This is a genomic window from Janthinobacterium sp. GW822-FHT07H10 (assembly GCF_058798675.1).
The window spans coordinates 279,172-303,291 of record NZ_JBXAKS010000001.1; the positions used below are offsets into that span (position 1 = coordinate 279,172).

Annotated in this window: 18 protein-coding genes, 1 tRNA gene and 2 pseudogenes; 10 read left to right on the top strand and 11 right to left on the bottom strand. The window is 65.2% G+C overall.

The window, feature by feature from the left end; translation table 11 throughout:
- Positions 1–111: 111 nt before the first annotated feature.
- On the top strand, positions 112–681 hold the full coding sequence (locus AC1RDJ_RS01290; protein ID WP_156894659.1) for a hypothetical protein: 570 nt from the start codon (positions 112–114) through the stop codon (positions 679–681).
- Here AC1RDJ_RS01290 and AC1RDJ_RS01295 read toward each other — a convergent pair.
- A complete protein-coding gene (locus AC1RDJ_RS01295) occupies positions 678–1,199 on the bottom strand; it encodes a MarR family winged helix-turn-helix transcriptional regulator (RefSeq protein WP_071326188.1) in 522 nt (173 codons plus the stop codon). The genes AC1RDJ_RS01290 and AC1RDJ_RS01295 overlap by 4 nt on opposite strands.
- A gap of 123 nt (positions 1,200–1,322) precedes the next feature.
- On the opposite strand from AC1RDJ_RS01295, the gene AC1RDJ_RS01300 reads away from it, so the two are divergent.
- From AC1RDJ_RS01300 to AC1RDJ_RS01310, 3 genes are all read left to right on the top strand, one after another.
- A complete protein-coding gene (locus AC1RDJ_RS01300; protein WP_071321874.1) occupies positions 1,323–2,516 on the top strand; it encodes an MFS transporter in 1,194 nt (397 codons plus the stop codon).
- Positions 2,517–2,551: 35 nt separating this feature from the next.
- Positions 2,552–2,914: a hypothetical protein gene (locus AC1RDJ_RS01305; protein WP_198043857.1), complete on the top strand. Its 363-nt coding sequence runs from the start codon at positions 2,552–2,554 to the stop codon at positions 2,912–2,914.
- Between the two features lie 193 nt (positions 2,915–3,107).
- Positions 3,108–5,426: an NADP-dependent malic enzyme gene (locus AC1RDJ_RS01310; RefSeq protein WP_071321875.1), complete on the top strand. Its 2,319-nt coding sequence runs from the start codon at positions 3,108–3,110 to the stop codon at positions 5,424–5,426.
- 342 nt (positions 5,427–5,768) lie between these two features.
- Here AC1RDJ_RS01310 and AC1RDJ_RS01315 read toward each other — a convergent pair whose 3' ends face one another.
- Together AC1RDJ_RS01315 and AC1RDJ_RS01320 are read right to left on the bottom strand one after the other, a co-directional pair.
- A complete protein-coding gene (locus AC1RDJ_RS01315; RefSeq protein ID WP_071321876.1) occupies positions 5,769–6,788 on the bottom strand; it encodes an HD-GYP domain-containing protein in 1,020 nt (339 codons plus the stop codon).
- On the bottom strand, positions 6,785–10,138 hold the full coding sequence (locus AC1RDJ_RS01320; RefSeq protein WP_493026287.1) for an MHYT domain-containing protein: 3,354 nt from the start codon (positions 10,136–10,138) through the stop codon (positions 6,785–6,787). The genes AC1RDJ_RS01315 and AC1RDJ_RS01320 overlap by 4 nt, the downstream gene beginning before the upstream one ends.
- Positions 10,139–10,459: 321 nt before the next feature.
- Between AC1RDJ_RS01320 and AC1RDJ_RS01325 the strand changes: the two genes are divergently transcribed.
- Positions 10,460–11,260, top strand: coding sequence for a class I SAM-dependent methyltransferase (locus AC1RDJ_RS01325; RefSeq protein WP_493026288.1), 801 nt, complete (start codon positions 10,460–10,462; stop codon positions 11,258–11,260).
- Positions 11,261–11,263: 3 nt separating this feature from the next.
- Here AC1RDJ_RS01325 and AC1RDJ_RS01330 read toward each other — a convergent pair whose 3' ends face one another.
- The 3 genes from AC1RDJ_RS01330 to AC1RDJ_RS01340 all read right to left on the bottom strand — a co-directional run bounded on the left by AC1RDJ_RS01330 (position 11,264) and on the right by AC1RDJ_RS01340 (position 12,998).
- Entirely contained in the window at positions 11,264–11,764 is a 501-nt protein-coding gene (locus tag AC1RDJ_RS01330; RefSeq protein ID WP_071321878.1) for a hypothetical protein, read from the bottom strand.
- Between the two features lie 64 nt (positions 11,765–11,828).
- Positions 11,829–12,575 carry a M56 family metallopeptidase gene (locus AC1RDJ_RS01335; protein ID WP_493026289.1) on the bottom strand — a complete coding sequence of 249 codons (747 nt, stop codon included), beginning with the start codon at positions 12,573–12,575 and terminating at the stop codon, positions 11,829–11,831.
- Between the two features lie 6 nt (positions 12,576–12,581).
- Entirely contained in the window at positions 12,582–12,998 is a 417-nt protein-coding gene (locus tag AC1RDJ_RS01340; RefSeq protein WP_493026290.1) for a GNAT family N-acetyltransferase, read from the bottom strand.
- A 145-nt stretch (positions 12,999–13,143) separates the two neighbouring features.
- Between AC1RDJ_RS01340 and AC1RDJ_RS01345 the strand changes: the two genes are divergently transcribed.
- From AC1RDJ_RS01345 to AC1RDJ_RS01355, 3 genes are all read left to right on the top strand, one after another.
- Positions 13,144–13,536 (top strand): Imm10 family immunity protein, encoded by a 393-nt coding sequence (locus AC1RDJ_RS01345; RefSeq protein ID WP_071321881.1) that lies wholly within the window; start codon positions 13,144–13,146, stop codon positions 13,534–13,536.
- 69 nt (positions 13,537–13,605) lie between these two features.
- The gene (locus AC1RDJ_RS01350) at positions 13,606–14,187 is read left to right on the top strand and encodes an NnrU family protein (RefSeq protein WP_493026291.1); all 582 of its coding nucleotides are present in this window, start codon (positions 13,606–13,608) and stop codon (positions 14,185–14,187) included.
- 14 nt (positions 14,188–14,201) lie between these two features.
- The gene (locus tag AC1RDJ_RS01355; RefSeq protein WP_493026292.1) at positions 14,202–14,789 is read left to right on the top strand and encodes a GNAT family N-acetyltransferase; all 588 of its coding nucleotides are present in this window, start codon (positions 14,202–14,204) and stop codon (positions 14,787–14,789) included.
- Between the two features lie 150 nt (positions 14,790–14,939).
- On the opposite strand, the gene AC1RDJ_RS01360 is transcribed toward AC1RDJ_RS01355, so the two are convergent.
- Positions 14,940–15,026: transfer RNA gene (locus AC1RDJ_RS01360), tRNA-Leu, on the bottom strand.
- Between the two features lie 147 nt (positions 15,027–15,173).
- On the opposite strand from AC1RDJ_RS01360, the gene AC1RDJ_RS01365 reads away from it, so the two are divergent.
- A complete protein-coding gene (locus tag AC1RDJ_RS01365; protein ID WP_493026293.1) occupies positions 15,174–17,144 on the top strand; it encodes an APC family permease in 1,971 nt (656 codons plus the stop codon).
- Between the two features lie 67 nt (positions 17,145–17,211).
- On the opposite strand, the gene AC1RDJ_RS01370 is transcribed toward AC1RDJ_RS01365, so the two are convergent.
- Entirely contained in the window at positions 17,212–18,528 is a 1,317-nt protein-coding gene (locus AC1RDJ_RS01370) for an enoyl ACP reductase FabMG family protein (protein ID WP_071321885.1), read from the bottom strand.
- A 275-nt stretch (positions 18,529–18,803) separates the two neighbouring features.
- Complete coding sequence (locus AC1RDJ_RS01375; protein WP_493026294.1) at positions 18,804–21,164, bottom strand: DNA polymerase II; 2,361 nt, start codon at positions 21,162–21,164, stop codon at positions 18,804–18,806.
- A 154-nt stretch (positions 21,165–21,318) separates the two neighbouring features.
- Here AC1RDJ_RS01375 and AC1RDJ_RS01380 point away from each other — a divergent pair, with 154 nt between their 5' ends.
- On the top strand, positions 21,319–22,998 hold the full coding sequence (locus tag AC1RDJ_RS01380) for an AMP-binding protein (RefSeq protein ID WP_289884702.1): 1,680 nt from the start codon (positions 21,319–21,321) through the stop codon (positions 22,996–22,998).
- A 99-nt stretch (positions 22,999–23,097) separates the two neighbouring features.
- Here the strand turns inward: AC1RDJ_RS01380 and AC1RDJ_RS01385 are convergent.
- A pseudogene (locus AC1RDJ_RS01385) lies at positions 23,098–23,211 on the bottom strand (PEP-CTERM sorting domain-containing protein); the annotation flags it as partial.
- Positions 23,212–23,256: 45 nt separating this feature from the next.
- Positions 23,257–24,081: pseudogene (locus tag AC1RDJ_RS01390) on the bottom strand (choice-of-anchor A family protein); the annotation flags it as partial.
- Between the last annotated feature and the right edge of the window lie 39 nt (positions 24,082–24,120).

A 24,120-nucleotide genomic window follows, 5' to 3' on the forward strand; every position in this document is an offset into this window, starting at 1 on the left:
CGTAGTGGGCAAGTTGAGTGGAGGTGTGGCCCGGCTATTATAGGCTGGCCTACAATACAGGCCCTTGCCACTGCCGATCATGCCCCTATGCCCTTCCACGATATCCACGCCGTGATGCAATCCTATCTTGACGATGGCTGGCTGCGCGAGCCGCAGGCCGTCGGCCTGGCCACGTTCACGGCGCCGGAACTGCTGGCGCGCGGGTTTTACGAGCTGTGCGATGGCGGCCAGCTGTGCCTGTATGAGGATGAGCGCTGGTTCCGCTGCGCCAGCCGGGCCGTGCAAGCATCGTTCAAGGTGTATCTGCAAGGCGGCCGCTTGCACGCGAATGGACTGGAACTCGGTTATCAGGTGCGCCTGGCCAGCGTGCTGCGCGCGGCGCGGCGGCCCTTGCCGCCGTATCGCCTGCTGCTGGAGGCAGGGGCGCGCAGCGGTGCGCTGCTGTTCGACTGCGGCCTGGTGCTGCAGTTCGCGGCCAACCTGCGCGGCGCGCAGCGCCATTATTTCCTGACCCTTGTCGAAGGGCAGTTGCCCGATCCCGGTGCGGGCGAGCTCGACCTGCGCGCCGCCAGCGAGGGCCACGTCCAGGCCCTGTATGGACACTGTGCGCCGGAAGAATTGCAGCGCCAGGCACGGCGCGGCCATGCGGCGCTGCGCGAGCTGGCGCAGCTGCTTTCCTAACCTTTCTTCGCCTGGGCCATGCCCTGCAGCAGCTTGGCCAGCAACTGGTCGAGCTGGCGCTGCTCGTCCTCGCCGAGGGACGCCAGCATGGCACGCTCGTTGTCCACGTGCAGCAGCACCAGTCGTTCAATCAATGCCAATCCCCTCGGCGTCAAGGCCACCAGCACGCCGCGCCGGTCGCTCGGGTGCTTCTGCCGTTCGATCAGGCCCGCCGCTTCCAGGCGGTCGATGCGGTTGGTCATGCCGCCCGAGGACAGCATGGCCGCCTCGTACAGGGCCGTCGGCGTCAGCGCATGCGGCGCGCCCGAGCGGCGCAGGGTGGCCAGCACGTCGAACTCACCGGGCTGCAAGCCGTGTTCGGCGAACAGTGGGTTGAGCCAGTCGCGCGCCATCAGCTGCGCCACCGTGCCCAGCTGGCCCACCAGCTGCATGGCGCGCGTATCCATCTGCGGCAGTTCGCGCCGCCATTGTTCGGCGGCGAACTGGGCGCGCCGGTGTTCTTGCGGGGTATCAGTCATGGCGGTATCCATTTATCTTGGCATCGAGATAGATTTCTATCTTTATGTTAAGATACTTTTCATCGAGTTATATTCAATGACGCATTAAACCATGTGCCTCCCTGCGAGGCAAGGACTATCCCCATGCCATCCGAACGCCCCGTATCCTCTCCCTCGTCCGCCGTGCTGGTGGCCGCCATCATCCTGCTGGGCCTGAACCTGCGCCCCATCCTGGCCGCCATCGGCCCCCTGCTGGACAGCATCCAGGCCAGCACGGGCCTCGGCAATGCCGATGCCGGCCTGCTGACCACCGTGCCCGTGTTCGCCATGGGCGTGTGCGCGCTGGCGGGCGCGCAGCTGCAGCGCCGCCTGGGCGTGGCGCGCGGCATCACGCTCGGCATCGCCATCATCGCCATCGCCTGCGCGCTGCGCTGGCCCCTGCACGGCAGCGGTGGCTTGCTGGCCACGGCGGCGCTGGGCGGCCTGGGCATCGCGCTGGTGCAAGCCTTGCTGCCCGCCTTCATCAAGCGCCACTTTCCCGCGCGGGCCGGGCAGTTGATGGGTTTCTATACGACCGGCATCATGGGCGGCGCGGCCATTGCCGCCGCGTCCGCCTCGCCGCTGGCGCAGTCGCTGGGCTGGCCCGTGTTGCTGGCCCTGTGGGCCTTGCCCGCCGCCGCCGCCGCGCTGCTGTGGCGCCGCGCCTCGGCTTCGCGCGTGGACGTGGCCAGCGGCGCCGGCGCCGGCCTGCCCGTGGGCAGCCCCCGCGCCTGGCTGCTGATGGTGTTCTTCGGCATCGGCACGGGCGCCTATACGCTGGTGCTGGCCTGGCTGCCGCCGTTCTACACGGAACTGGGCTGGAGCGCAGCTGACAGCGGCCTGCTGCTGGGCGCCCTGACCCTGGTGGAAGTGCTGGCGGGGCTGGCCGTCTCCAGCGTCATCAACCGCTTCCCCGACCGCCGATTGCTGCTGCTGTGCGTCTTGCTGGCCGTGCTGGGCGGCCTGGCTTGCCTGATCCTGGCGCCACGGCAACTGGCGCTGCCCGCCGTGATCCTGCTGGGCTGCGGCATCGGCGCCCTGTTCCCGCTGTCGCTGATCGTCAGCATGGACCATGTGGCGGACCCGGCCGGCGCCGGCGCCCTGCTGGGCTTCGTGCAGGGCGGCGGCTACATCATCGCCAGCAGCATGCCCTTCATTGCCGGCCTGATCCGCCAGCATTCGTCCAGCCTGGCCCAGGCGTGGATGGTGATGGCGGCTGGCGTCGTGCTGCTGCTGCTGATTGCGGTGCGCTTCGCGCCGGGCGCGCGGCTGGCGTCGCCGGCACGGAAAATCGCGTAGGCTGTCGGCTTTCCTTGCCAGAAAGCATCGCCGCCATGACCGCACCCGCCACCACGCCGCCAGTCTTGTTGCCCGCCAACCGCCGCATCGTGCTGTCCGGCGAGGATGCGCTGCGCATCCTGCGCGAGATCGAATTCCTGCTGCAGTCGCTGCACCACATCGGCCGCCATTACTATCCGGATGGCGACGATGACGGCGCCGATGCACAGCGCCGCGCGCGCTACTGCGCGGAGACCACCCGTTTCATCGACGGGCAGCAAGCCACGACCCGCCTGGCGCTGATGCGCAGCATCCTGTCCGCGCCGTTCGACACCACCCTGGGCGCCGATGACATGGACGATATCGAGCGCGCCGTCGAAGCGCTGCCGCTGTGGCGCGCGCCTGGCGCGCCATCATAAAAACTAATTGAAATCTAAAATTTGATAGTTTTTCCTGTTCAGGACGTTTGTGCTGCCGGACGGCCTTACAATGCGAGGTTATGCGTTTTCGTGATATCAGACTGTGGCTAGCGGAAAATACCTAGCTAATTGAAAGTATCGGTCTGATAAAATCGGAAGCACCCCGATCGACCAAACAGGAAGGCAGCACAGCATGGATTCGTCATCTGATAAAAAAGAAGAATTGCGTCAACAATTGCGCTTGGCCGCACTCGAGTACCACGAGTGCCCGCGCCCCGGCAAAATCAGCGTGACGCCCACCAAACAACTGACCAACCAGCGCGACCTGGCGCTGGCCTATTCGCCAGGCGTGGCCGCTCCCTGCGAAGAAATCGTGATCGATCCGGCCAATGCCTATAAATACACGGCGCGCGGCAACCTGGTGGCCGTCATCACCAACGGCACGGCCGTGCTGGGCCTGGGTAACATCGGCCCGCTGGCCGCCAAGCCGGTGATGGAAGGCAAGGGAGTGCTGTTCAAGAAGTTCGCCGGCATCGACGTCTTCGACATCGAAATCAACGAGATGGACCCGGACAAGCTGGTCGACATCATCGCCTCGCTGGAACCGACCTTCGGCGGCGTGAACCTGGAAGACATCAAGGCGCCCGAGTGCTTCTACATCGAGCGCCAGCTGCGCGACCGCATGAAGATTCCCGTCTTCCATGACGACCAGCACGGCACCGCCATCATCGTCGGCGCAGCCATCCTGAACGGCCTGAAAGCCGTCGGCAAGAAAATCGAGGACTGCAAACTGGTGGTGTCGGGCGCGGGCGCGGCAGCGCTGGCCTGCCTGGACCTGATCGTCGACCTGGGCTTCCCGCTGAAAAACATCTACGTCACTGACCTGGCCGGCGTCGTCTACAAGGGCCGCACGGAACTGATGGACCCGGACAAGGAACGCTTCGCGCAAGACACGCCGCTGCGCACCCTGGGCGAGATCATCCCGGACGCCGACATTTTCCTCGGCGTTTCCGCCGGCGGCGTGCTGAAACAGGACATGGTGCGCAAGATGGCGCCGAATCCTTTGATCCTGGCGCTGGCCAACCCGAATCCGGAAATCCTGCCGGAAGAAGTCAAGGCCGTGCGCAGCGACGCCATCATCGCCACCGGCCGTTCGGATTACCCGAACCAGGTCAACAACGTGCTGTGCTTCCCGTACATCTTCCGCGGCGCCCTCGATTGCGGCGCCACCACCATCACGCGCGAAATGGAAATCGCCGTGGTGCACGCGATCGCCGACCTGGCGCATGCCGAGCAGTCGGACATCGTGGCCACCACGTACGGCATCAGCAATCTGTCGTTCGGCCCTGAATACCTGATCCCGATGCCGTTCGATCCGCGCCTGCTGATCAAGATCGCGCCAGCGGTGGCCAAGGCGGCCGAGGATTCGGGCGTCGCCACGCGTCCGATCAAGGACTTGCAGGCGTACGCGGACAGCCTGCAGCAATTCGTCTACCGCAGCGGCACCTTCATGAAGCCGCTGTTCCTGATGGCCAAGTCCACGCCGGCCGACCTGAAGCGCATCGTCTACGCCGAAGGCGAAGAAGAGCGCGTGCTGCGCGCCGTGCAAGTGGTGGTCGATGAAAAACTGGCGCGTCCCATCCTCGTCGGCCGTCCGCCCGTGCTCGAAGCGCGCATCCAGAAGTTCGGCCTGCGCCTGAAGCAGGGCGTCGATTTCGACGTCATCAACCCCGACTTCGACGAGCGCTATCGCGATTACTGGAATACGTACTACGACATGACGAGCCGCAAGGGCGTCACCGAGGAATACGCGAAACTGGAAATGCGCCGCCGCCACACCCTGATCGGTTCGATGATGATCCACAAGGGCGACGCCGACGGCATGATCTGCGGCACCTTCGGCACCACGCAGCTGCACCTGAAATACATCGACCAGGTGCTGGGCAAGCGCGCCGGCAGCAATGTCTACGCCGCCATGAACGTCTTGATCATGCCGGAACGCCAGCTGGTGATGGTCGACACGCACGTCAACGAAAACCCGGACGCCGAGCAATTGGCCGAGATCACCATCATGGCCGCCGAAGAGATGACCCGTTTCGGCCTGTCGCCGCGCGCGGCCCTGCTGTCGCACTCGAACTTCGGTTCCAGCGACAGTGCCTCGGCGCAAAAGATGCGCGCCGCGCTGGCCATCATCAAGGAGCGCGCGCCGGAGCTGGAAATCGACGGCGAAATGCACGGCGATACGGCCCTGGACAGCAAGCTGCGTCAAAAAATCATGCCGCATTCGGCACTGAAGAACGACGCCAACCTGCTGGTCATGCCGAACATCGAATCGGCCAACATCGCCTATAACCTGGTGAAGACGGCCGCCGGCAACGGCATCGCCGTGGGCCCGATCCTGCTCGGCTGCGCCAAGCCCGTGCACATCCTGACGCCATCGGCCACCGTGCGCCGCATCGTCAACATGACGGCACTGTGCGTGGTCGATGCGGTAGCGCAGCGTAAAGTATAAGGCTGGGCTGTCGCCTGAAAGCCGCGCCATCCGCAAGGGTGGCGCGGCTTTTTTACGTCAGTGCGCCAGCGGCACGGGCAAGTCCGGCATGGGCGCCATCGGCGGCGCGGTTGTCGTGCCGGGCTTGATGTGGGTCAAAAAAAGCACAGGCCCAGACCATGCACAAGCGCGTTGGCAGGAAATGCCGGTCTATTTGATGTGCATCAAATTGCATTGTCGCTTGCCAGCCATAATGGAAGCGAACTCCTGGCCCTTCCAGTGGTCTGCATCGGCGTCGACACCATCGTGTTCGACACATCCTTGTGTGACGCAACAACACCGGACGTGGCGGGAGTTCACTCCTCACGCCTGCGCGTGCTTGTCCTCTTTCTCCGCCCAGCGCAGGCGGATGGCGTCGATGGCGGGCAACTGCCCGACGAACAGGTCGACCAGGTGCGCATCGAAATGGCTGCCCTGCTGTTGCTGCAGGTAGGCGACGGCGTCCGTGACGGGCCAGGCGCGCTTGTACGGGCGGGCCGAGGTCAGCGCGTCGAAGACGTCGGCCACGGCGACGATGCGTCCCGCCAGCGGAATGTCCTCTCCCGCCAAACCGCGCGGATAGCCGCTGCCATCCCATTTTTCATGGTGACTGAGGGCAATCTCGTGCGCCAGCGCCAGCATGCCGCCGGGCGCGTGCTGGCCGATGATGTCGGCGCCGATGCCCGCGTGCGTCTGCATGATGGCCCATTCGTCCGCGTCGAGCTTGCCCGGCTTTTGCAGGATGCGGTCCGGGATGCCGATCTTGCCGACGTCGTGCATGGGCGCCGCGTGCAGCAGGTCGTCCGCCTGCGCCTCGTCCATGCCGGCGGCCACGCCCAGCAGGCGCGCGTAATGGCTCATGCGGATCACGTGCAGGCCCGTTTCATTGTCCTTGTATTCGGCGGCCAGGCCCAGGCGCTGGACGATCTGCAGCCGCGTTTCCTTCAGCTCGTCGATGCGCACCAGCGACAGGTGGGTGCGCACGCGGGCGCGCACGATGGCGGGGCTGAGCGGCTTGGTGATGTAGTCGACGGCGCCGGCCTCGAAACCGCTGAGTTCGTCGCGCATGTCGTTGAGGGCCGTGACAAAGATGACGGGGATGGCGCGGGTCAGGGCTTCGGCTTTCAGGCGGCGGCAGGCGTCGTGGCCGCTCATGCCGGGCATCATCACGTCGAGCAGGATCAGGGCCGGGCGTTCCTGCCGCGCCAGTTCCAGCGCGCGCGCGCCATCCTTGGCGAACAGCAGCGCGTAGTCGTCCTGCAAGATCTGGCGCAGCAATTGCAGGTTGGCCGCTTCGTCGTCGACGACCAGCAGCAGGGGCTTGTGCGGGCGTGGCACATTCATGGGGACTCCCGTTCGAACGATTGCAGCACGTCGTGCAACAGCGACTGTGCCAGGGAAAAGTCAAAGTCGTCGATGGCGTGCACGAGCGGCGCCAGCCTGGCCGCTTGCGCGCCCATGGCTTGCTGCAGGCGGGCTTGCGCCGCGTCATCGAGTTCGCCGCGCCGCAGGGCTTGCAGCAGCGTGCCGGCCGCTTGCCGCACGGCGGGAATATCGCTGGCGTGCAGCGCCTCGGCCTTGGCGGCGGGCGGCGCCAGTCTGGCGATGGCGGCCAGGGCCGCCGGCCATTGCGTCAGCAGGGCGCCCACGGTTTCATCCCGCTGCTGCGCCGGGGCGGGGCCGGGCGTGGCGCACAGCTGTTCCAGCGTCGCCAGGCTCGCCGCCAGCTGCTCCAGCCCCAGATTGGCCGCCACGCCCCGCAGTTTGTGGCTGAGGGCCAGGATCGGGGCTGGCTCGCCGGCCTCGATGGCGGCCAGCAGCGCCGGCGGCAGGCGCGGATGCTCGCTGGCGAAACGGAGCAGGGCGCCGCGGTAGGCGCTCTCGTTGCCGGCCCAGCGCTGCAGGGCGCCCGCATGGTGCAGCACGCGCCGGCCCGCCGGCGCGGCCGGGCCGGCGCCAGCGTCGGCCGGGTCCGCGTCCAGGCCCAGCACGCGGGCGATTTCATGCGACAGGGCTTGCCATTCGACGGGCTTGGTGGCGAAACCGTCCATGCCGGCCGCCAGCGCCGCCTTGCGGTGCGCGGCCAGCACGCTGGCCGTCATGGCGATCACGGGCACGCGCGCGCGGCCGTCGCGCAGGGCGGCGGCGCGGATCGCCTGCGTGGCGGCCAGGCCATCCATGCGCGGCATTTGCAAGTCCAGCAGCAGCACGTCGAAATCGTGCTGCTGCGTCATCTGCAGGGCCAGTTCGCCATCGCTGGCCGTTTCCACCGTATGGCCGCGCTTGCGCAACAGCAAGCACAGCAGTTCCAGGTTTTGCGGCACGTCGTCGGCGGCCAGCACGCGCAGCGGCGGCAGGTGCACGCTGCGCCGTTCGCTGGCGGGCAGCGCCTGCTGGCGCGCCGGTGCCAGCGGCAGCATCACGTGAAATACACTGCCGTGCGGCAAGGCGGCATCGGCCCAGATGCTGCCCTGCATCAGGGTCACCAGCTGCTTGCTGATGGTGGTGCCCAGGCCCGTGCCGCCATAGCGCCGCGTGGTCGAGGCGTCCGCCTGCACGAACGGTTCAAAGATGGCGTCGCGGCGCTCGGCGGCGATGCCGATGCCGCTGTCCTGCACCAGCAGGTGCAGCTGGCCATTGTCGCGGCGGGCGGCCAGGCTGACGGCGCCGCTGGCCGTGAACTTGATGGCGTTGTCGAGCAGGTTGCCCAGCACTTGCCGCATGCGCAATTCATCGCCATGCAGCAGGGCCGGCAGTTGCGGGTCGTACTGCACCTCCATGCGCAAGCCCTTGGCGCGCGCATGGATGCCGTACGTGGAAGCGAGTTCGTCGACCAGGGCCAGCAGGCTGTAGTCGCGCAGTTCCAGCGCCACCGCGCCCTTGTCCAGCTTGGCCGTGTCGAGCACTTCATTGAGCAGGCGCAACAGCGAGCGCCCGGACTGGCGCACCGTGTCCAGGTGGCGCCGCTGTTCCGGCGTCAGCGGCGAGTCCAGCAGCACGTCCGTGAAGCCGAGGATGGAATTCATCGGCGTGCGGATCTCATGGCTCATGTTGGCGACAAAGCTGGCCCGCGTGGCGGCCGCCAGCTCCGCTTTTTCCTTGGCCATGCGCAAGTCTTCCTCCATTTGCCGGCGCTCGCTGATGTCGAGGATGACGCCGTCGACCCAGCGCGCGGCCGCTACCGGATCGTGTACGACGGTGCCGCGTTCCCACAGCCAGCGCAGGCGGCCATCCGCGTGCTGCAGCCGGTATTCGAGCAGGTAGGGTTCGCCGCTGGCGACGCTGCGGTTGAAGACGTCGACCACGTAGGCGCGGTCTTCGACGGCGATCAGGCCCGTGATGGTGCGGCGCGGCGTGGCGCCGAGGAAGTCGGCCGGCGCATAGCCGGTGATGGCTTCCACGCCGTCGCTGATGAACAGCATGGGCTGGTTTTCTGCCGTGGTGCAGCGGAACGCGATGCCGGGCAGGTTGCCGACCAGCGAGCGCAACTGCTGTTCGCTTTCGCGCAGGGCGGCCAGCATGGCGCGCCGTTCGCTGATGTCCGTAATGAACAGCACATACAGGTCCTGGTCGGCCAGGCGCGCGCTGGCCATCGAGCGCTGCACGGCCACCGGGGCGCCATCCTTGCGCAGGTACACGATTTCCTCGCTGGCGTGGACGGCCTCGCCTTCGCCCGTGCGCAGGTAGTGCAGCAAGCCGTGCCGCTCGGACTCGCGCACATCGCTGACCAGCACGCTGACGTGGCGGCCGAGAATATCGGCCTGGCGCCAGCCGAGGATGCGCTCGGCGGCGCCGTTGAAGTCGACGATGTTGCCCGCCCTGTCGATGGTGATGACGCCGTCGACGGTGCTCGTCAGCAGGGAACGCGTCCAGTTTTCGCTCTGGTTCAGGTGGCGGAACAGTTCGCGGTAGCGCAGCACGCCGACGGCCGAGGCGACGAAGATGGTCAGGGCGACGGTGAGCAGGGTCACGCAGACCACCAGCATGGGACGGTTCGCATCGGCATCGTTGCCAGGAGGAATAGTGCCGACGAAGCGGGCCGCATACATGCCCATGTAATGCATGCCGGAAATTGCGCTACCCATGACGCAGGCGCTGATCAGGTTGCGCTGCGACGGCCCCAGGGCCGCGCTCCAGCCGCGCAGGCCGAAGCGTATCCACAGGGCCAGCGTGGCCAGCACGACGGCAACGAGCAAGGACAGCGCGAACAGCAGCGGCTCGTAGCGCAGCGACAGGCCGACGCGCATGGCGTGCATGCCCGTGTAGTGCATGGCGCCGATGCCCAGGCCCACCAGCAGCCCGCTGCGCAGCAGCAGCGGCGCCGAGACGGCGCGCCGGCTGATGGTGGACAGGGCCACGAACGAGGCCGCCACGCTGGGCACGATCGACAGCAGGGTCAAACCCGGGGCATAGTCGACGCTGCTGCACAGGTCGAAGGCCAGCATGCCGACGAAATGCATGGCCCACACGCCGCAGCCGAGGGCCAGGCTGCCGGCCAGCAGGCACAGCAGATGCAGCTGGCGGCTGATGCTGGCCTGCGCGCGGCTGTAGACCGTCATCTGGAAGGCCATCCACGACGTGAAAATGGCGATCACGACGGACAGGAGCACGAGGCCCGGCTCATACAGGCCGAAGTGCAGCAGGGCCGGATCGGCGGGAAGGCGGAACAGCTGTTGGACGCTGGCAGGTATCATCGTAGGCAGACTGGTAGAGCGTCGTGGCGCTGGAATCAAGGTACGGCAAGGTTCGGGGCCGGTCGCCGCGACAGGTGGTCGGGTGGCCGATGCGGATTACCTTACCAGATTTCCGGAAACAAATATCTTAATTGTAATTATTTTGTCTGTCGTGCAATGCATCCGACGGCAGGAAAGTGGCGTACCCGCCTTGCCGTGCCCATGGAATTGCCGTGTCGGGAGGAAAGTTGCAACTGGGAATTGTGTGGTTTTTCTGCAAAGTGCGACAGGCGTGCCGCCGTCATGCTACATTCGCGCCCTGTTTTTTCTGAAAGGATGACGATGCCCTCAAGCAGCAACTTCTTGCAGCATAATCAGCAAGCCTGGGATGCCCAGGCTGCACAGAACAGCCCGTGGTCGCAGCCCGTCGACAGCACCACCATCGCCGCCGCGCGCGCCGGGCAGTGGCAAGTCCACCTGACGCCCGGCCCCCTGCCGGCCGGCTGGCTGGGCGACGTGCGGGGTCAGCGCATCCTGTGCCTGGCCGGCGCCGGCGGGCAGCAGGCGCCCGTGCTGGCCGCCGCCGGGGCGCACGTGACCGTCTTCGACCTGTCTGACCAGCAACTGGCGAAAGACCGCATGGTGGCCGAGCGCGACGGCTTGCAGCTGGCCACCGTGCAGGGCGACATGCGCGACCTGGCCTGCTTTGCCGATGCCGGTTTCGATGTCATCGTCCATCCCGTGTCGAACCAGTATGTGCCCGACATCGCCCCCGTGTGGCGCGAATGCGCGCGCGTGCTGGCCGATGGCGGCGTGCTCTTGAGCAGCTTTTTCAATCCGGCCGTGTTCATCGGCGACCGCGACCCGCAATGGGCGCGGCAGGGCTTGATACGCCCGCGTTTCGTGCTGCCGTATTCGGACGTGGAGGATATGGCGCCGGACGCGCTGGCGGCGCGCATGGAGAGGGGCGAGGCGCTGCTCTTCGGCCATGGCCTGGACAGCCAGATCGGCGGCCAGCTGGCGGCGGGCTTCGTGCTGGCGGGCTACCACGAGGAAATGCATCCCCACCCGCGCTTTGAAATTGAAAAGTACCTGCCCAGCTTTATCGCCACGCGCGCCGTCAGGCTGGCGCGCGCGGCATAGGCGTTAATTGTAGGGCTGCAGATCGAGCCAGACGGCGTATGACAAACGCTTGCCATTCCACAGTCCGCCGCCGCGGATGACGGCGTCGCACGAGGTCAGCTGGCCCACCAGGTCCTGGCGGCCCAGGTTGCGGCGCAGGCGCAGCGCGTCGTTGTGCGACAGGTAGCCGACCAGCTGGCCATCGATGAAGACGGCGATGGCCTTGTCCTGGAACGGGTTGGCGTCGTCGCAGACGAGCAGGGCCAGGCATTTTTCTTCCGCGTTGCCGGGGCCGTGCTCGCCGGCCAGCTTGGCGATGGCGGGCTGGTACATCGATTCGTTTTCCACTTCCGAGGCAAAGCGGCCGCCATCGCTCCAGTGGTGCGCCGGTGCGCCCGCAGGTATCGCCGGCACGTACTGGCGCACCGAGACGAGTGGCTTGTGCAGCGGTTTGACGGGCGTGCGGCCGCTGAAGACGTAGTACAGCAGGGCGATGACGATCACGATGGCAAGCAGGTAAAGCATGGTATCTCTCTGATTTCTGATGGGGAAGCCGGGGGCGCGGGCGTACTGCGCGCCGCTGCCGCTACTATAGCAAGTTCGCCGCCTGCTTCCGGGTAAATCTGGCCATCAGGTGGCGGCGCCGGCGCAGTGCGCGCGGGTCGTTCAGCACGATGGGCGAGGCGCCCGTCAAGCCCGAATAATACTGGCCGTGCCGGCGCAGGACGGCGGCATAGTCGCGCGGCGCGTGGCCCTGCGCCAGCATGCGCGCGTCGCAATCGACTTCGATGGCAAAGCGCAGCCGGTGCAACTGCCACCACAGGGGCAGGTTCCACGGCATGAGGATAATCAGGGCGTAGGCCAGGGCCAGCCACTGCGGGTCGCGCGCGGCCAGCCGGCATTGCTCATGCGCCAGCAGCAGCGCCTGTTGCTGCTGCGGAATCAGCGACAGCCAGACGGGCATCACGATACGCGGCCGCAGCAGGCCCGCCACGCAGGGACCGATGCCGCCGCTGAGGAAGACGGGCGCGCCCAGCAAGCTGGTTTTTTGCCAGCGCCGCTGGTGCGACAGCAGCCAGATGCTGCGCAGCGCCAACATCAGCAGCATGCCGCCCGATAACATGAACCAGCCCAGTTTCAGCTGCGACTGTGCCGGCGGCAGGGCCGCCAGCACGCCGGGCAGCCATGGCAGCGGCAGCAGCACCGACGCGGCTATCGCCGCCAGCCACGGCCAGCGCGTCTGGCGCCCGCGCCGTTGCAGCGCGCGCTCGGCCCGCCAGGCGCCCGCCGACAGCAGCAGTGCCAGCGCGAGTGTGCACAGCAGCCAGACCGGCATCGGCGCCTAGCGCTTCAGCGCCATGCCGACGGAGGCGGGTGCCGTGTGCTTGAAGCCGAACTGCGCGTACAGGTCTTGCGCCTGGCCATCGGCGATCAGGCTGACATACGCGCTTTCCGGCACGTCGCTGTCGATGAACTGGCGGATTTCGCGCATGATCAGCTTGCCCAGGCCCTTGCCCTGGTGGGCCGGCAGCACGGCGATATCGACCACCTGGAAGAAGCAGCCGCCATCGCCGATGACGCGCCCCATGCCGACCACCTCGTCCCCATGCAGCACTTGCACGGCAAACAGGGAATTGGGCAAGCCCCTGGCTGCGGCGGCCGCGGTCTTCGCGCTCAGGCCGGCGGAAACGCGCAGGTGCTGGTAGGTGGCGGCCGAGGGAATGGCCAGGCGGGTGGTGTAGGGCGATGCTGCGCTCAAGGCGGTCTCCTGTGGAATTAGTGGTAACGGCAATTATAGGCGGCGATCGCCGCCAGGGGCGGCACGCTTTATTTGTCGCGGGTATTCTGTCCGCGCCGCTTTTGCGCTATGGTGGCGCCATCCACCCATTTGTTGAAAGCACGCCATGTCCGCAGGATTTACCGCCACCGAGTTGTCCGTCGTCAATGAAGACGACGCCCTGATCACCACCCTGGCCGCGCCGGCCGGCAAGGGCGAGCCCGTCTACCTGATGCTGCAGCGCGCCGATGACTACGACGAGCAGGACGTGGCGCTGGGCATGGACGAGCCGTATATCGAGTACTGCGGCCAGGAGTTCGCGTGGTATGGCCACATGCACGCCGTGATCCTGCATCCGAACCGCCTGTCCGTGCAGATGGATGCGGAAGCGGCCATGCAGATGGACGACGACGGCCAGATCGACGTGCGTTTCAACTTGACGCCCGAGCGCTACGCCCAGCTGCAACAGGCGCTGCGCACCACGTTCGAAGGTTGCGATTACTATCGCGAAGAACGTTGATCTGCGTGGACGGCGCCGGTCGCGGTGTCGTCTAGGATCGCTAGAAGGTAGGGACTGGGGGAGAAGACGATGACTGTGCTGATACTCGGTTTGCTGTTGTTCCTGGGCTTGCACTCGGTGCGCATCGTTGCCGACGGCTGGCGCGGCGCCCAGCTGGCCCGCCTGGGCGAGCGGCGCTGGAAGGGCGTCTATTCGCTGCTGGCCCTGCTGGGCCTGGGCCTGATCGTCTGGGGCTACGCCCTGGCGCGCCAGCAGCCGCTGGCGCTATGGACGCCGCCGATGCGCTTGCGCCACGTCAGCGGCCTGCTGATGCTGTTTTCGCTGATACTGCTGGCGGCGGCGAACGTGCCGCGCAACCGCATCAAGACGCTCGTGCACCACCCCATGCTGCTGGGCACGCAACTGTGGGCCGTCGCCCATCTGCTGGCCAATGGCACCTTGGCCGATGTGCTGCTGTTCGGCGCTTTCCTCGTCTGGTCGTCGGTCGACCTGTATTCCGCCGTGCAGCGCGACCGCGCGGCCGGCGCCGCATACGAGGGCGGCACGCTGAAAGGCACCCTGGTCGCCATCGGCGCCGGTGTCGCGCTGTGGCTGCTGCTGGCATTCTGGCTGCACGGCGTGCTGTTTGGCGTGCGGCCGTTTGGCTATTGAGGAAGAGGAAAAAAATGGATCCAGCGATGGAAATCGCCTTGCGCGGCCAGCTGGTCGAGCTGCTGCCGCTGCAGCCCGGACACGGGCCACAGCTGCTGCAGGCGGCCGCCGATGGCGAGTTATGGAACATGACCGTCACCGTGGTGCCTGGCCCCGACAGCATGGCGCGCTACATCGCCACGGCCATCGAAGGCCGGCGTGCCGGCACGGTCATGCCCTTCGTCATCGTGCAGCGCGCCACGGGGGCCATCGTCGGCAGCACGCGCTTCTGGAAGATCGACCGCGCCAACCGCAAGATGGAAATCGGCCACACCTGGCTGGCTGCCTCGGCGCAGCGCTCGGGCGTGAACACGGAAGCGAAATTGCTGCTGCTGACGCACGCCTTCGATGCCATGCACGCCGTGCGCGTGCAATTGACCACCGACGAACTGAACGAGAAATCGCGCGCCGCCATCCTGCGCCTGGGCGCCGTGCAGGAAGGCATCGTGCGCCACGAACGCATCATGCCCGACGGCCGCAAGCGCAATTCCGTGCGTTTCAGCATCATCGATACGGAGTGGGCGGGCGTGAAGGCGGGGCTGGAGCACCGGCTGGGGCGCTGACAAGTTCAGGGTATTGCCGGATATGGCAAGTACAAGCGGGGAGACGGTTCTGGCGTGGTGCCGAACGCTTATCGACAGTGTTTTGCGGAGCACGCATTAAATTGCGGAACAAAACAAAACGGCCCTCAATCGTGAGAGCCGCATGTTCTGTGGTGCCGGGAGCCGGAATCGAACCGGCACGCTGTTTCCAGCGCGGGATTTTGAGTCCCGTGCGTCTACCTATTCCGCCATCCCGGCAACGCGAGACGCATTATCACTGATTTGTCACAATCCGGCAAGTTTTTTGCTTGGCGTGTGTTTTGCATAAGCTTCCGCAATGCTTGTTTGCGGGTATGATCGGCGGTATTCCAAGCCCGATGCCGGCGCCGCAGGCCGGCCTGACGCATGAGACACAAGAAGATACGCGAAATTATCCTCGGCAAGCCGCTCGACCCGATGAAGGTCGAGACGCGCCATTCGATGGCGCTGGTGGCGTTCCTGGCGTGGGTGGGACTGGGCGCCGACGGCCTGTCCTCGTCGGCGTATGGCCCCGAGGAAACCTTCCGCGCGCTGGGCGAGCATGCGCACCTGGGCCTGTACCTGGCGCTGGCCACGGCGGCCACCGTCTTCATCATCGCGCTGGCCTACAACCAGGTGATCGAGCTGTTTCCCACGGGCGGGGGCGGCTACCGCGTGGCCACCAAGCTGGTGGGGCCGTACATGGGCCTCATTTCCGGCTGCGCGCTGATCCTCGACTACGTGCTGACGATCGCCATCTCGATCGCCTCGGGCGTCGATGCGCTGGCCTCGTTCCTGCCGCTGGGCTTCCAGCCCTACAAATTGTGGGCCGAGATGTTTTTCATCGGCTTGCTGATCATCATGAACTTGCGCGGGCTCAAGGAAGCGATCCAGATCCTGCTGCCCATCTTCATCGGCTTCGTCATCACGCACCTGGTGCTGATCGTCTACGGCGTCATCGCGCACGCTTCGCACTTGCCCGAATTGCTGCCCGTGACCATGGCCGAGACGAAGGCGCTGGCCGGCAGCATCGGCTGGGCCGGCGTGGCCGGCATGCTGCTGCTCGCCTATTCGCAGGGCGGCGGCACCTACACGGGCCTGGAAGCCGTCTCGAACAACGTCAACCTGCTGGCCGAACCGCGCGTGCGCACCGGCAAGATCACCATGCTCTACATGGCGCTGTCGCTGGCCTTCACGGCGGGCGGCATCATCCTGCTGTACCTGCTGTGGAACGCCACGCCCACGCCGGGCGAGACCCTGAACGCGTCGACCTTCAAGACCATCATCGCCAGCATGGGCCTGGGCGGCGAGATGCTCAACCAGGCGCTGCTGGTGATCGTGCTGGCCTTCGAGGCGGGTCTGCTGTTCGTCGCCGCCAACACGGGTTTCCTGGGCGGACCGTCCGTGCTGTCGAACATGGCGGCCGATTCCTGGGTGCCGCACAAGTTCCGCTACTTGTCGACGCGCCTCGTCACGCAGAACGGCATCGTCGTGATGGGAGTGGCGGCGCTGGCCATCCTGTTCTGGACGGGCGGCAGCGTGACCCTGCTGGTGGTGCTGTATTCGATCTCCGTCTTCCTGACCTTCGCCATTTCCCTGTTCGGCCTGTGCCTGTACTGGCTGCGCAACCGCGTGCCGGGCACGCACTGGCTGCGCCGCCTGCTGCTGTCGCTGGTCGGCTTCATCATCTGCGCCGGCATCCTGGTGATCTTGCTGTACGAGCGCTTCATGCAGGGCGGTTGGGCCACGGTGCTGATCATCGCCGCCATCGCGGCCCTGTGCATCGCCATCCGCCGCCATTACCGGCGCACCAAGCAGGCGATTTTGCAAGTGGACGAAGTCTTCGCGCACCAGCCGTTCGGCGCGAACACGGACCCCATCGTGCCGCTCGAGCCGGAGCCGGAAGCGCAGACGGCCGTGTTCATCGTCGGCACCTCGCGCGGCGGCGGCCTGCACGCGCTGCTGTGGGTGCAGCGCATGTTCCCTGGTCATTTCAAGAATTTCTTGTTCGTCAATGCGCGCACCGTCGATTCGCACGCGTATGGCGGCGAGGGGGCGATGGCGCAGATGCGCCAGGAAGCGGCCGACACGCTGGAATTCTTCGTCGACTTTTGCCACAGCCACGGCATGGCATCCTCGTCCTACCTGGGCTTCGGCACGGACGCCGTCGATGAAATCACGAAACTGTGCGAAGCCATCAACGAGGAATTTCCCAATTCCATCTTTTTCACCAGCAAGCTGATTTTCACCACCGATAACTGGACCACGCGGGTGTTGCACAACCAGGCTTCGCTGGCCGTGCAGCGCAGGCTGCACCTGGAAGGCTTGCAGATGGTGATACTGCCGATGAAAGTATAAACGCCGCCCCAGGCGCAAGTGCGAGGCACAGGCGCGGGACGGCGTTGTCGGTGCGGCAGGACTAGATTCAGTTATGTACCGAGTTCAGCTGGCGCGCGATGATGTCGTGGTTGAGCCAGATGACGGGCGCTTGCGGTTCCGACATGGCGTGGAACATCAGCGGGCCCGTGCCTTCCAGCACCAGCGAGCTCAGGTGGTCAGTGATCAGTTCCTTGCGGTCCTTGTGCAGCTTGGTGATGTCGTCCGAGGTGCCGATCATGACTTCGGCCAGCTCCGGCGTGTTGTCCATCGGCCAGGCGGCGAAGTTGCGGAACTGCACGCTGGTGGCGTCGCCATTGTAGGCGGCGATACGGTCGAGCAAGTCTTGCAGCGAGACGCCGTCTTCCAGCAAGCCCTGGCAGATTTTCCACTGTTCTTCGGCCCAGGCCGCGCCGCCTTCTTTTTTCAGCGCGTCGAGCAGGGGGAACAGCGACAGCTCCACGCCGACGAAGATGTCGGACGAGTTGGTGCGGATTTCCGGGCAGTTGAAGACGGTGGCCTTGATGCCTTTTTCCCACGCGGCCTTGGCCACGTTTTCCAGGCGCATCTTGGCCAGGCCTTGCGTGTAGTTGCTATACGTTTGCCACTGGTACTTGCCGTCGATCAAGATCTCGGTGCCGTGGTAGCCGTAGGCGCTGTAGCGCACCTGGCCGCCCGTTTGCTCGATGCGGGCGCGGATGGCGGCGCTGCCGTCGATCAGGTGCTGCAGGGTGTTGGCCGTGACTTCGTCGAAGTTCATCAGGATCAGCTTGCCCAGGTCGCTGTCGAGCAGGGCGCGCGAGGACATGAAGCGCTCGCCGCGGCCCTTGTAGATGCGGTTGGCGATGGCCAGGAAGACTTTGACCTTCGGAATGCCGCCGGCCATGGTGTGGGCGAAATACACATTGCTGCCGTCAGGAATCAGGCTGTCCAGCTCGGCCATGGCTTTCGCCACGGATGCGCTGAAGCGGGCGATGCCGGCTTCGCGGCAGCGTTCGATCTGTGCCCAGTCCAGCTTGTCTTCTTGCCAGCTTTTCAGCGTCATGTCGGCCAGCAGGGCCGTCGGCGTCGGTTCGCCGGCTGGCGCGTCGAGGTCGAAACCGGCCATCAGCGGCACGTTGATGATGCGGCCGCCCAGGTTGGCTTCGGCTTCCGCCAGTTCTTCCGCGTTCAGCGGACGCAGCGCCATGTTTTCATCGCGGCGGCCGACCGTCATGCCGACGATATTCATGCCCGCCTTGCGCGCTTCGTCCAGCAAGCCATTTACATAGCCGCGGCCGAACAGCTCGCCGAACAGCACAAAGGTGTCGCCCTTGCGGAAGATATTTTTTTGCGGGATGTCTCTTAAGGACGTGATCTCGGTCATGGTGTCAATTCATTCAAAAATTAGCAGGGCAGGTGGCTGATGCTGCTGCCCGCTGGTTCAACATAGTTGTAAATTATGCGCCATTTCAGTGGGGAAAATCATGTTGCGAACGATTCTCGTCTGGAACGGCATCTTCTTCTGCGGTGGAGCTCTTATTCTTTCGCCATGGCGTATTTTACGCTGCCGCCGCGCGCAATGCCCGCGGACAGGGCCAGACTACGTCCGGCAGGCGCCGATATTACCTCAGCTTGGCAGTGCTGGTCAGCAAAATTGATCTAAAACAAATCCTGCTGGCCCGACACCAGGCGCGAAAAGTCGTCGCCGAGGAAGGGCAGGATCGCATCGGCCACCGGCTGCAGCTGGCGCGTCAGGTAGTGGTGGTAGTCGATGGGCGAGCGCTGCGTTTCCAGCGGTTCCGGCCCTGCCACCGTGATCACATAGCTGATCCAGCCGCCATTCTGGTATTGCAGCGGCCGGCCCTGCGCCAGGTTGTAGGCGTCGGCCGTGCGCGCCGCGCGCACGTGGGGCGGCACGTTGCGCTGGTAATCGTCGAGCGGGCGGCGCAGCCGCTTGCGGTAGACCAATAAAGCGTCGAATTCGCCGCGCACGGTGCGCGCCACGTAGTCGCGCACATAGTCCTGGTAGGCGGCGCGCTGGAAGATGCGCAGGTACAAGGCTTGCTGGAATTGCTGCGCCAGCGGCGTCCAGTCGCTGCGCACCGTTTCCAGTCCCTTGTAGACCATCTGCTCGCTGCCGTCCGGCTTGCCCACCAGGCCCGCGTAGCGTTTCTTGCTGCCCTCTTCCGAGCCGCGGATAGTGGGCATCAGGAAGCGCCGGTAATGCGTCTCGAACTCGAGTTCCAGCGCATTTTCCAGGCCGAATTCCTCGCGCAGATACTGGTCCCACCAGGCGTTAACATGCGTCACCAGGGCGCGGCCGATCTTGCCCGCCTCTTCATCCGTATGCGCGGTTTTCAGCCACACGAAGGTGGAATCCGTGTCGCCATAGATGACCTGGTAGCCTTGCTGCGTGATCAGCTCGCGCGTGCGGTGCATGATGTCGTGGCCGCGCAGGGTGATCGACGACGCCAGGCGCGGGTCGAAGAAGCGGCAGCCGCTCGATCCGAGCACGCCGTAAAACGCGTTCATGATGATTTTCAGCGCTTGCGACAGCGGCGCGTTGCGCTCGCGCTTGGCCACTTCGCGGCCCTGCCACACCTGTTCCACGATGGCGGGCAGGCAGTGCTTGACGCGCGAAAACTGCGCGCCCCGGTAGCCGGGCACGGTTTCCGCCTCATCGCCGCGCGTGCCCACGACCAGGCCCACGGGGTCGATCAAAAAGGTGCGGATGATGGACGGGTACAGGCTTTTGTAGTCGAGCACCAGCACGGAATCGTACAGGCCCGACTGCGAATCCATGACGAAGCCGCCCGGGCTGTTGTCGCCGGAGACGTCGCCCAGGTTGGGCGCCACATAGCCTTGGCGGTGCATCAGCGGCAGGTACAGGTGTTCGAAGGCGGCCACGGAGCCGCCGCTGCGGTCGGCCGCCAGCCCCGTCACGCTGGCCCGCTCCAGCAAGAAGGTCAGCAGTTCGGTTTTCGCAAAGATGCGCGTGACCAGCTCGCAATCCTTGAGGTTGTAGCGGGCCAGCGCCGGCTTGTCTTCGCGGAAACGCCGGTCGATCTCGGCCATGCGCTGGTAGGGATTGTCGATGGACTTGCCTTCGCCCAGGAGCGTCTGCGCCACGTTTTCCAGGCTGAACGAGGAAAAATTCCACGTCGCCGATTTTAACGCTTCGATGCCGTCGATGATCAGCCGGCCCGCGGCGGCGGCAAAGTAATGCTCCTGCTTGCCGCCATGTTCGCGCCATTCCATGACGGCGCCCTCGCGTCCCAGCTTCAGGGGTATGTTGTAGCGCTCGGCATGTTCCCTGAGCACGCGCAAGTCGAACTGCACCAGGTTCCAGCCGATGATGGCGTCCGGGTCGTGTCGTTCCATCCACGTGTTCAGGCGCTCAAGGATCTGTGCGCGGCTGTCGCAGTATTCGAGGTCGAAGTCGGGCACCTGAGCGTCGCCGTTTTTCGGCCCCAGCATGTAGACCTGGCGCTGGCCGCAGCCTTCCAGGGCCAGCGAATACAGTTCGCCATGGGCCGTCGTCTCGATGTCGAGCGACACCAGCTTCAGGGCGGGACGGTAGCCGGGCGCCGGTTTCAGCTGCACTTCCTGCAGCGGGTCGCCGCTGAACGACACGGGCGCCGTGATGAAGCGTTCCATCAGGTAGCGCTCGGAAGGGCGGATGTCGGCTTCGTAGACGTCGACGCCATGCGCGCGCAGCTGTTTTTCCAGCTTCAGCAAGTGGCGGTACTGCTTGCAGTACAGGCCCAGCACGGGACGGTGATGGAAGTCGGACAGGGACAGGGGCCGCAGCTCCACATGGCGTTCGCCGCGCAGCAGCAATTCCGCTTGCGCGCGCTGTTCCATGGGGATAAAGGCGACGGCCGTCTGCACGGGCAGGCGCACGTGGCGGGGCCCGGCATCCGTTGCCAGCCACAGATCGACCTCCGTGCCGGCGCGCGTGTCGCGCCAGTGGCGGGTGAGGATAAAGCCCTGTTCGGGAGGGGGTGCTGTGCTGTCCATGCCTGTCGTGTGTGTAGCGTGCCCCCGGTAGTGGGGCACCGGCCTGCACATTACAGCAAGCCGGCACAGGACGGGTGCGTATGCGGCTATAATTTTTGCTATCGATGTCTATCACCATAACAAGAGCGCGTCGCGCCACCAGCCTGGAGACGGTATGCAAGCAATGAGTTATGTACACGGCGCCCACGAGACGCCGTTGATCGGGGAAACCATCGGCGCCTACCTGGACGGCATCGCGGCCCGCTACGGCCAGCACGACGCCCTCATCGTGGCGCACCAGAACGTGCGCTGGACGTACGCCGAATTCCAGCAGCGCGTGCACCGGCTGGCCGCCGGCTTGCTGAAGCTGGGCTTGCAGCCGGGCGAGCGCATCGGCATCTGGTCGCAAAACTGCGCGGAATGGGTGCTGACCCAGTTCGCCACGGCAAAGGCCGGTTTGATCATGGTCAATATCAATCCCGCCTACCGGCGTTCGGAACTCGAATACGTGCTCGACAAGGTGCAGTGCAGCGCGCTGATCCTGTCGCCCAGCTTCAAGTCCAGCGACTACCTTGCCATCGTGCAGGACGTGGTGCCGGAAATCGCCCGTACGCGTGCCGGCGCCCTGCAGTCGCCGCGCCTGCCGCAATTGCGCCACGTCATCCGCCTGGGCGCGGCCGCCACGCCAGGCATGCATAACTTCGACGCCTTGATGGACGGCATCACCGAGGCCGACCTGGCGCACCTGGAAGACATCAGCGCCACCTTGCAGTTTGACGACGCCGTCAACATTCAGTTCACTTCCGGCACCACGGGCGCGCCGAAGGGCGCCACCTTGACGCACCACAACATCCTGAATAACGGCTTTTTCATCGGCGAAGCCATGCGCCTGACGCAACAGGACCGCTTGTGCATCCCCGTGCCCCTGTACCATTGCTTCGGCATGGTGCTGGGCAACCTGGCCTGCGTCACGCACGGCGCGGCCATGGTGTACCCGGGCGAAGGCTTCGACCCGAAGGCCGTGCTCGAAACGGTGCAGGCCGAGCGCTGCACGGGGCTGCATGGCGTGCCGACCATGTTCATCGCCATCCTCGACCATCCCGATTTCAAGCAATACGATCTGTCGAACTTGCGCACCGGCATCATGGCCGGCTCGCCATGCCCGATGGAAGTCATGACGAGGGTCATCGAGCTGATGCACATGGCGGAAATCACCATCGCGTATGGCATGACGGAAACGTCGCCCGTCAGCTTCCAGACGTCCATCGACGACCCGCGCGAGATGCGCGTCTCGTCCATCGGCCGCGTGCATCCGCACCTGGAAGTGAAGATCATCGACGCGGAAGGGCGCATCGTGCCGCGCGGCGAGAAAGGGGAGTTGCTGACGCGCGGCTATTCCGTCATGCAGGGCTACTGGGGCGACGCGGAAAAGACGGCCGAAGCCATCGACACGGCGCGCTGGATGCACACGGGCGACCTGGCCGTGATCGATGAGAACGGCTTTTGCAGCATCGTCGGCCGCTCGAAGGACATGGTGATACGCGGCGGCGAAAACATCTATCCGCGCGAAGTCGAGGAATTCCTGTACCGCCACCCGAGCGTGCTCGACGTGCAATGCGTGGGCGTGCCCGATGCCAAGTATGGCGAGGAGCTGTGCGCCTGCATCATCCTGCGTCCCGGCACGCAGGCCACGAGCGAGGATATCCGCGCCTTCTGCGATGGACAGATCGCGTACTACAAGATTCCCCGCTACGTGCGCTTCGTCGAGGAATTCCCCATGACGGTGACGGGCAAGATCCAGAAATACTTGCTGCGAAAACAGGTGGCGACGGATCTGGGCCTCGGTACGGACTAAGCGCGGCGGCCGTAGGCGCGGTTACTTTCCTGTCGCACATAAAAAAACACCGGGACGCTCGCGCGGCCCGGTGTTTTTTTTAGTGATGCAGTGTAAAGCTTAGGCCATCGCGGCCTGCGGTGCGCGCGCTGGCGTGCGGCGGCGCATGAAGGCGAGCAAGCCCAGGCCGGCCAGCAGCATGGCGTAGGTGCCTGGTTCCGGCACGGGCGACACGTTCACGGTGTTGAAGCCGGAGCCGTTCATCGACACATGGCCATTGCCGGCGATGACCGAATTGGCGATCAGCGTGCCGTTCAGGCTGCCCGAACCCGAAAACGTGCTTTTCGGTGCCAGGATGCTGCCCGTCACGCCGGCATTGGTCAGGCTGGTGCTGGTGGCGTTGGCGAAGTTATACAGCGTGCGGTCGGCATAGTTGCTGAAGTTGTCGAAGCCGCCGCTCATGATGATTTCGCTGGCCGTGCCGTTGATGATGATGCTGGCCGTGCTTTTCAGCGACGACAGGTCCAGCGTCAGGTTGTGCAGGTTCGTTGCATCGATATTGAAGATGTTCACGTCGGCGTTGATGTCGCCCACCAGCTTGAAGCCGCCGTATTGCGAGATCACGGTGCCGGTCGATTGCAGCTTGGCCACGTCGCCCGACAGGGTCGTCAGTTGTTGCTTGGCAGCAGCGAAGTCCAGCGTGGACGCGTTGCCCTTGCTGATGTTGCCGGTTGGGAACCATTGTGGCGCCGTCAACGTGGCGTTGGGATTGCTCACGCCATACACGGCCGAACCGTTGATGGTGCCCCAACCCGTGTTCAGGTTGCCGCCGGCGACGATGGTCGTCGCGCTGCTGGTGGCGTTCTTGTTCGTGCCGACAGAGTAGTTGTTCAGGTAAATGTTGCCACCGGCGGCCAGGCTGCCGCCAACGCTGGTAAAGCCGCTCGTTGCGCTATTGCCGATATTGCCAAAGATGAAGGCCGAGTAGCCGTTCGCGACGCCGAGGTCAACGACGGTCGCCTGGGCCGATGCGCTGAACGCCATGGCGAACAGGGCGGCGCTGATGAGCGGGAGGGAGCGAGCTGCAAAGGACATCGATTTCATGTGGACTTTCAAAGTATAGATTGGACGGATAGGCGGGAA

Excerpts from the sequence above, each read along its gene's own strand:
- AC1RDJ_RS01295 (WP_071326188.1), bottom strand. The coding sequence starts at position 1,199 with ATGACTGATACCCCGCAAGAACACCGGCGCGCCCAGTTCGCCGCCGAA.
- AC1RDJ_RS01300 (WP_071321874.1), top strand. The coding sequence starts at position 1,323 with ATGCCATCCGAACGCCCCGTATCCTCTCCCTCGTCCGCCGTGCTGGTG.
- AC1RDJ_RS01305 (WP_198043857.1), top strand. The coding sequence starts at position 2,552 with ATGACCGCACCCGCCACCACGCCGCCAGTCTTGTTGCCCGCCAACCGC.
- AC1RDJ_RS01310 (WP_071321875.1), top strand. The coding sequence starts at position 3,108 with ATGGATTCGTCATCTGATAAAAAAGAAGAATTGCGTCAACAATTGCGC.
- AC1RDJ_RS01315 (WP_071321876.1), bottom strand. The coding sequence starts at position 6,788 with ATGAATGTGCCACGCCCGCACAAGCCCCTGCTGCTGGTCGTCGACGAC.
- AC1RDJ_RS01320 (WP_493026287.1), bottom strand. The coding sequence starts at position 10,138 with ATGATACCTGCCAGCGTCCAACAGCTGTTCCGCCTTCCCGCCGATCCG.
- AC1RDJ_RS01325 (WP_493026288.1), top strand. The coding sequence starts at position 10,460 with ATGCCCTCAAGCAGCAACTTCTTGCAGCATAATCAGCAAGCCTGGGAT.
- AC1RDJ_RS01330 (WP_071321878.1), bottom strand. The coding sequence starts at position 11,764 with ATGCTTTACCTGCTTGCCATCGTGATCGTCATCGCCCTGCTGTACTAC.
- AC1RDJ_RS01335 (WP_493026289.1), bottom strand. The coding sequence starts at position 12,575 with ATGCCGGTCTGGCTGCTGTGCACACTCGCGCTGGCACTGCTGCTGTCG.
- AC1RDJ_RS01345 (WP_071321881.1), top strand. The coding sequence starts at position 13,144 with ATGTCCGCAGGATTTACCGCCACCGAGTTGTCCGTCGTCAATGAAGAC.
- AC1RDJ_RS01350 (WP_493026291.1), top strand. The coding sequence starts at position 13,606 with ATGACTGTGCTGATACTCGGTTTGCTGTTGTTCCTGGGCTTGCACTCG.
- AC1RDJ_RS01355 (WP_493026292.1), top strand. The coding sequence starts at position 14,202 with ATGGATCCAGCGATGGAAATCGCCTTGCGCGGCCAGCTGGTCGAGCTG.
- AC1RDJ_RS01365 (WP_493026293.1), top strand. The coding sequence starts at position 15,174 with ATGAGACACAAGAAGATACGCGAAATTATCCTCGGCAAGCCGCTCGAC.
- AC1RDJ_RS01370 (WP_071321885.1), bottom strand. The coding sequence starts at position 18,528 with ATGACCGAGATCACGTCCTTAAGAGACATCCCGCAAAAAAATATCTTC.
- AC1RDJ_RS01375 (WP_493026294.1), bottom strand. The coding sequence starts at position 21,164 with ATGGACAGCACAGCACCCCCTCCCGAACAGGGCTTTATCCTCACCCGC.
- AC1RDJ_RS01380 (WP_289884702.1), top strand. The coding sequence starts at position 21,319 with ATGCAAGCAATGAGTTATGTACACGGCGCCCACGAGACGCCGTTGATC.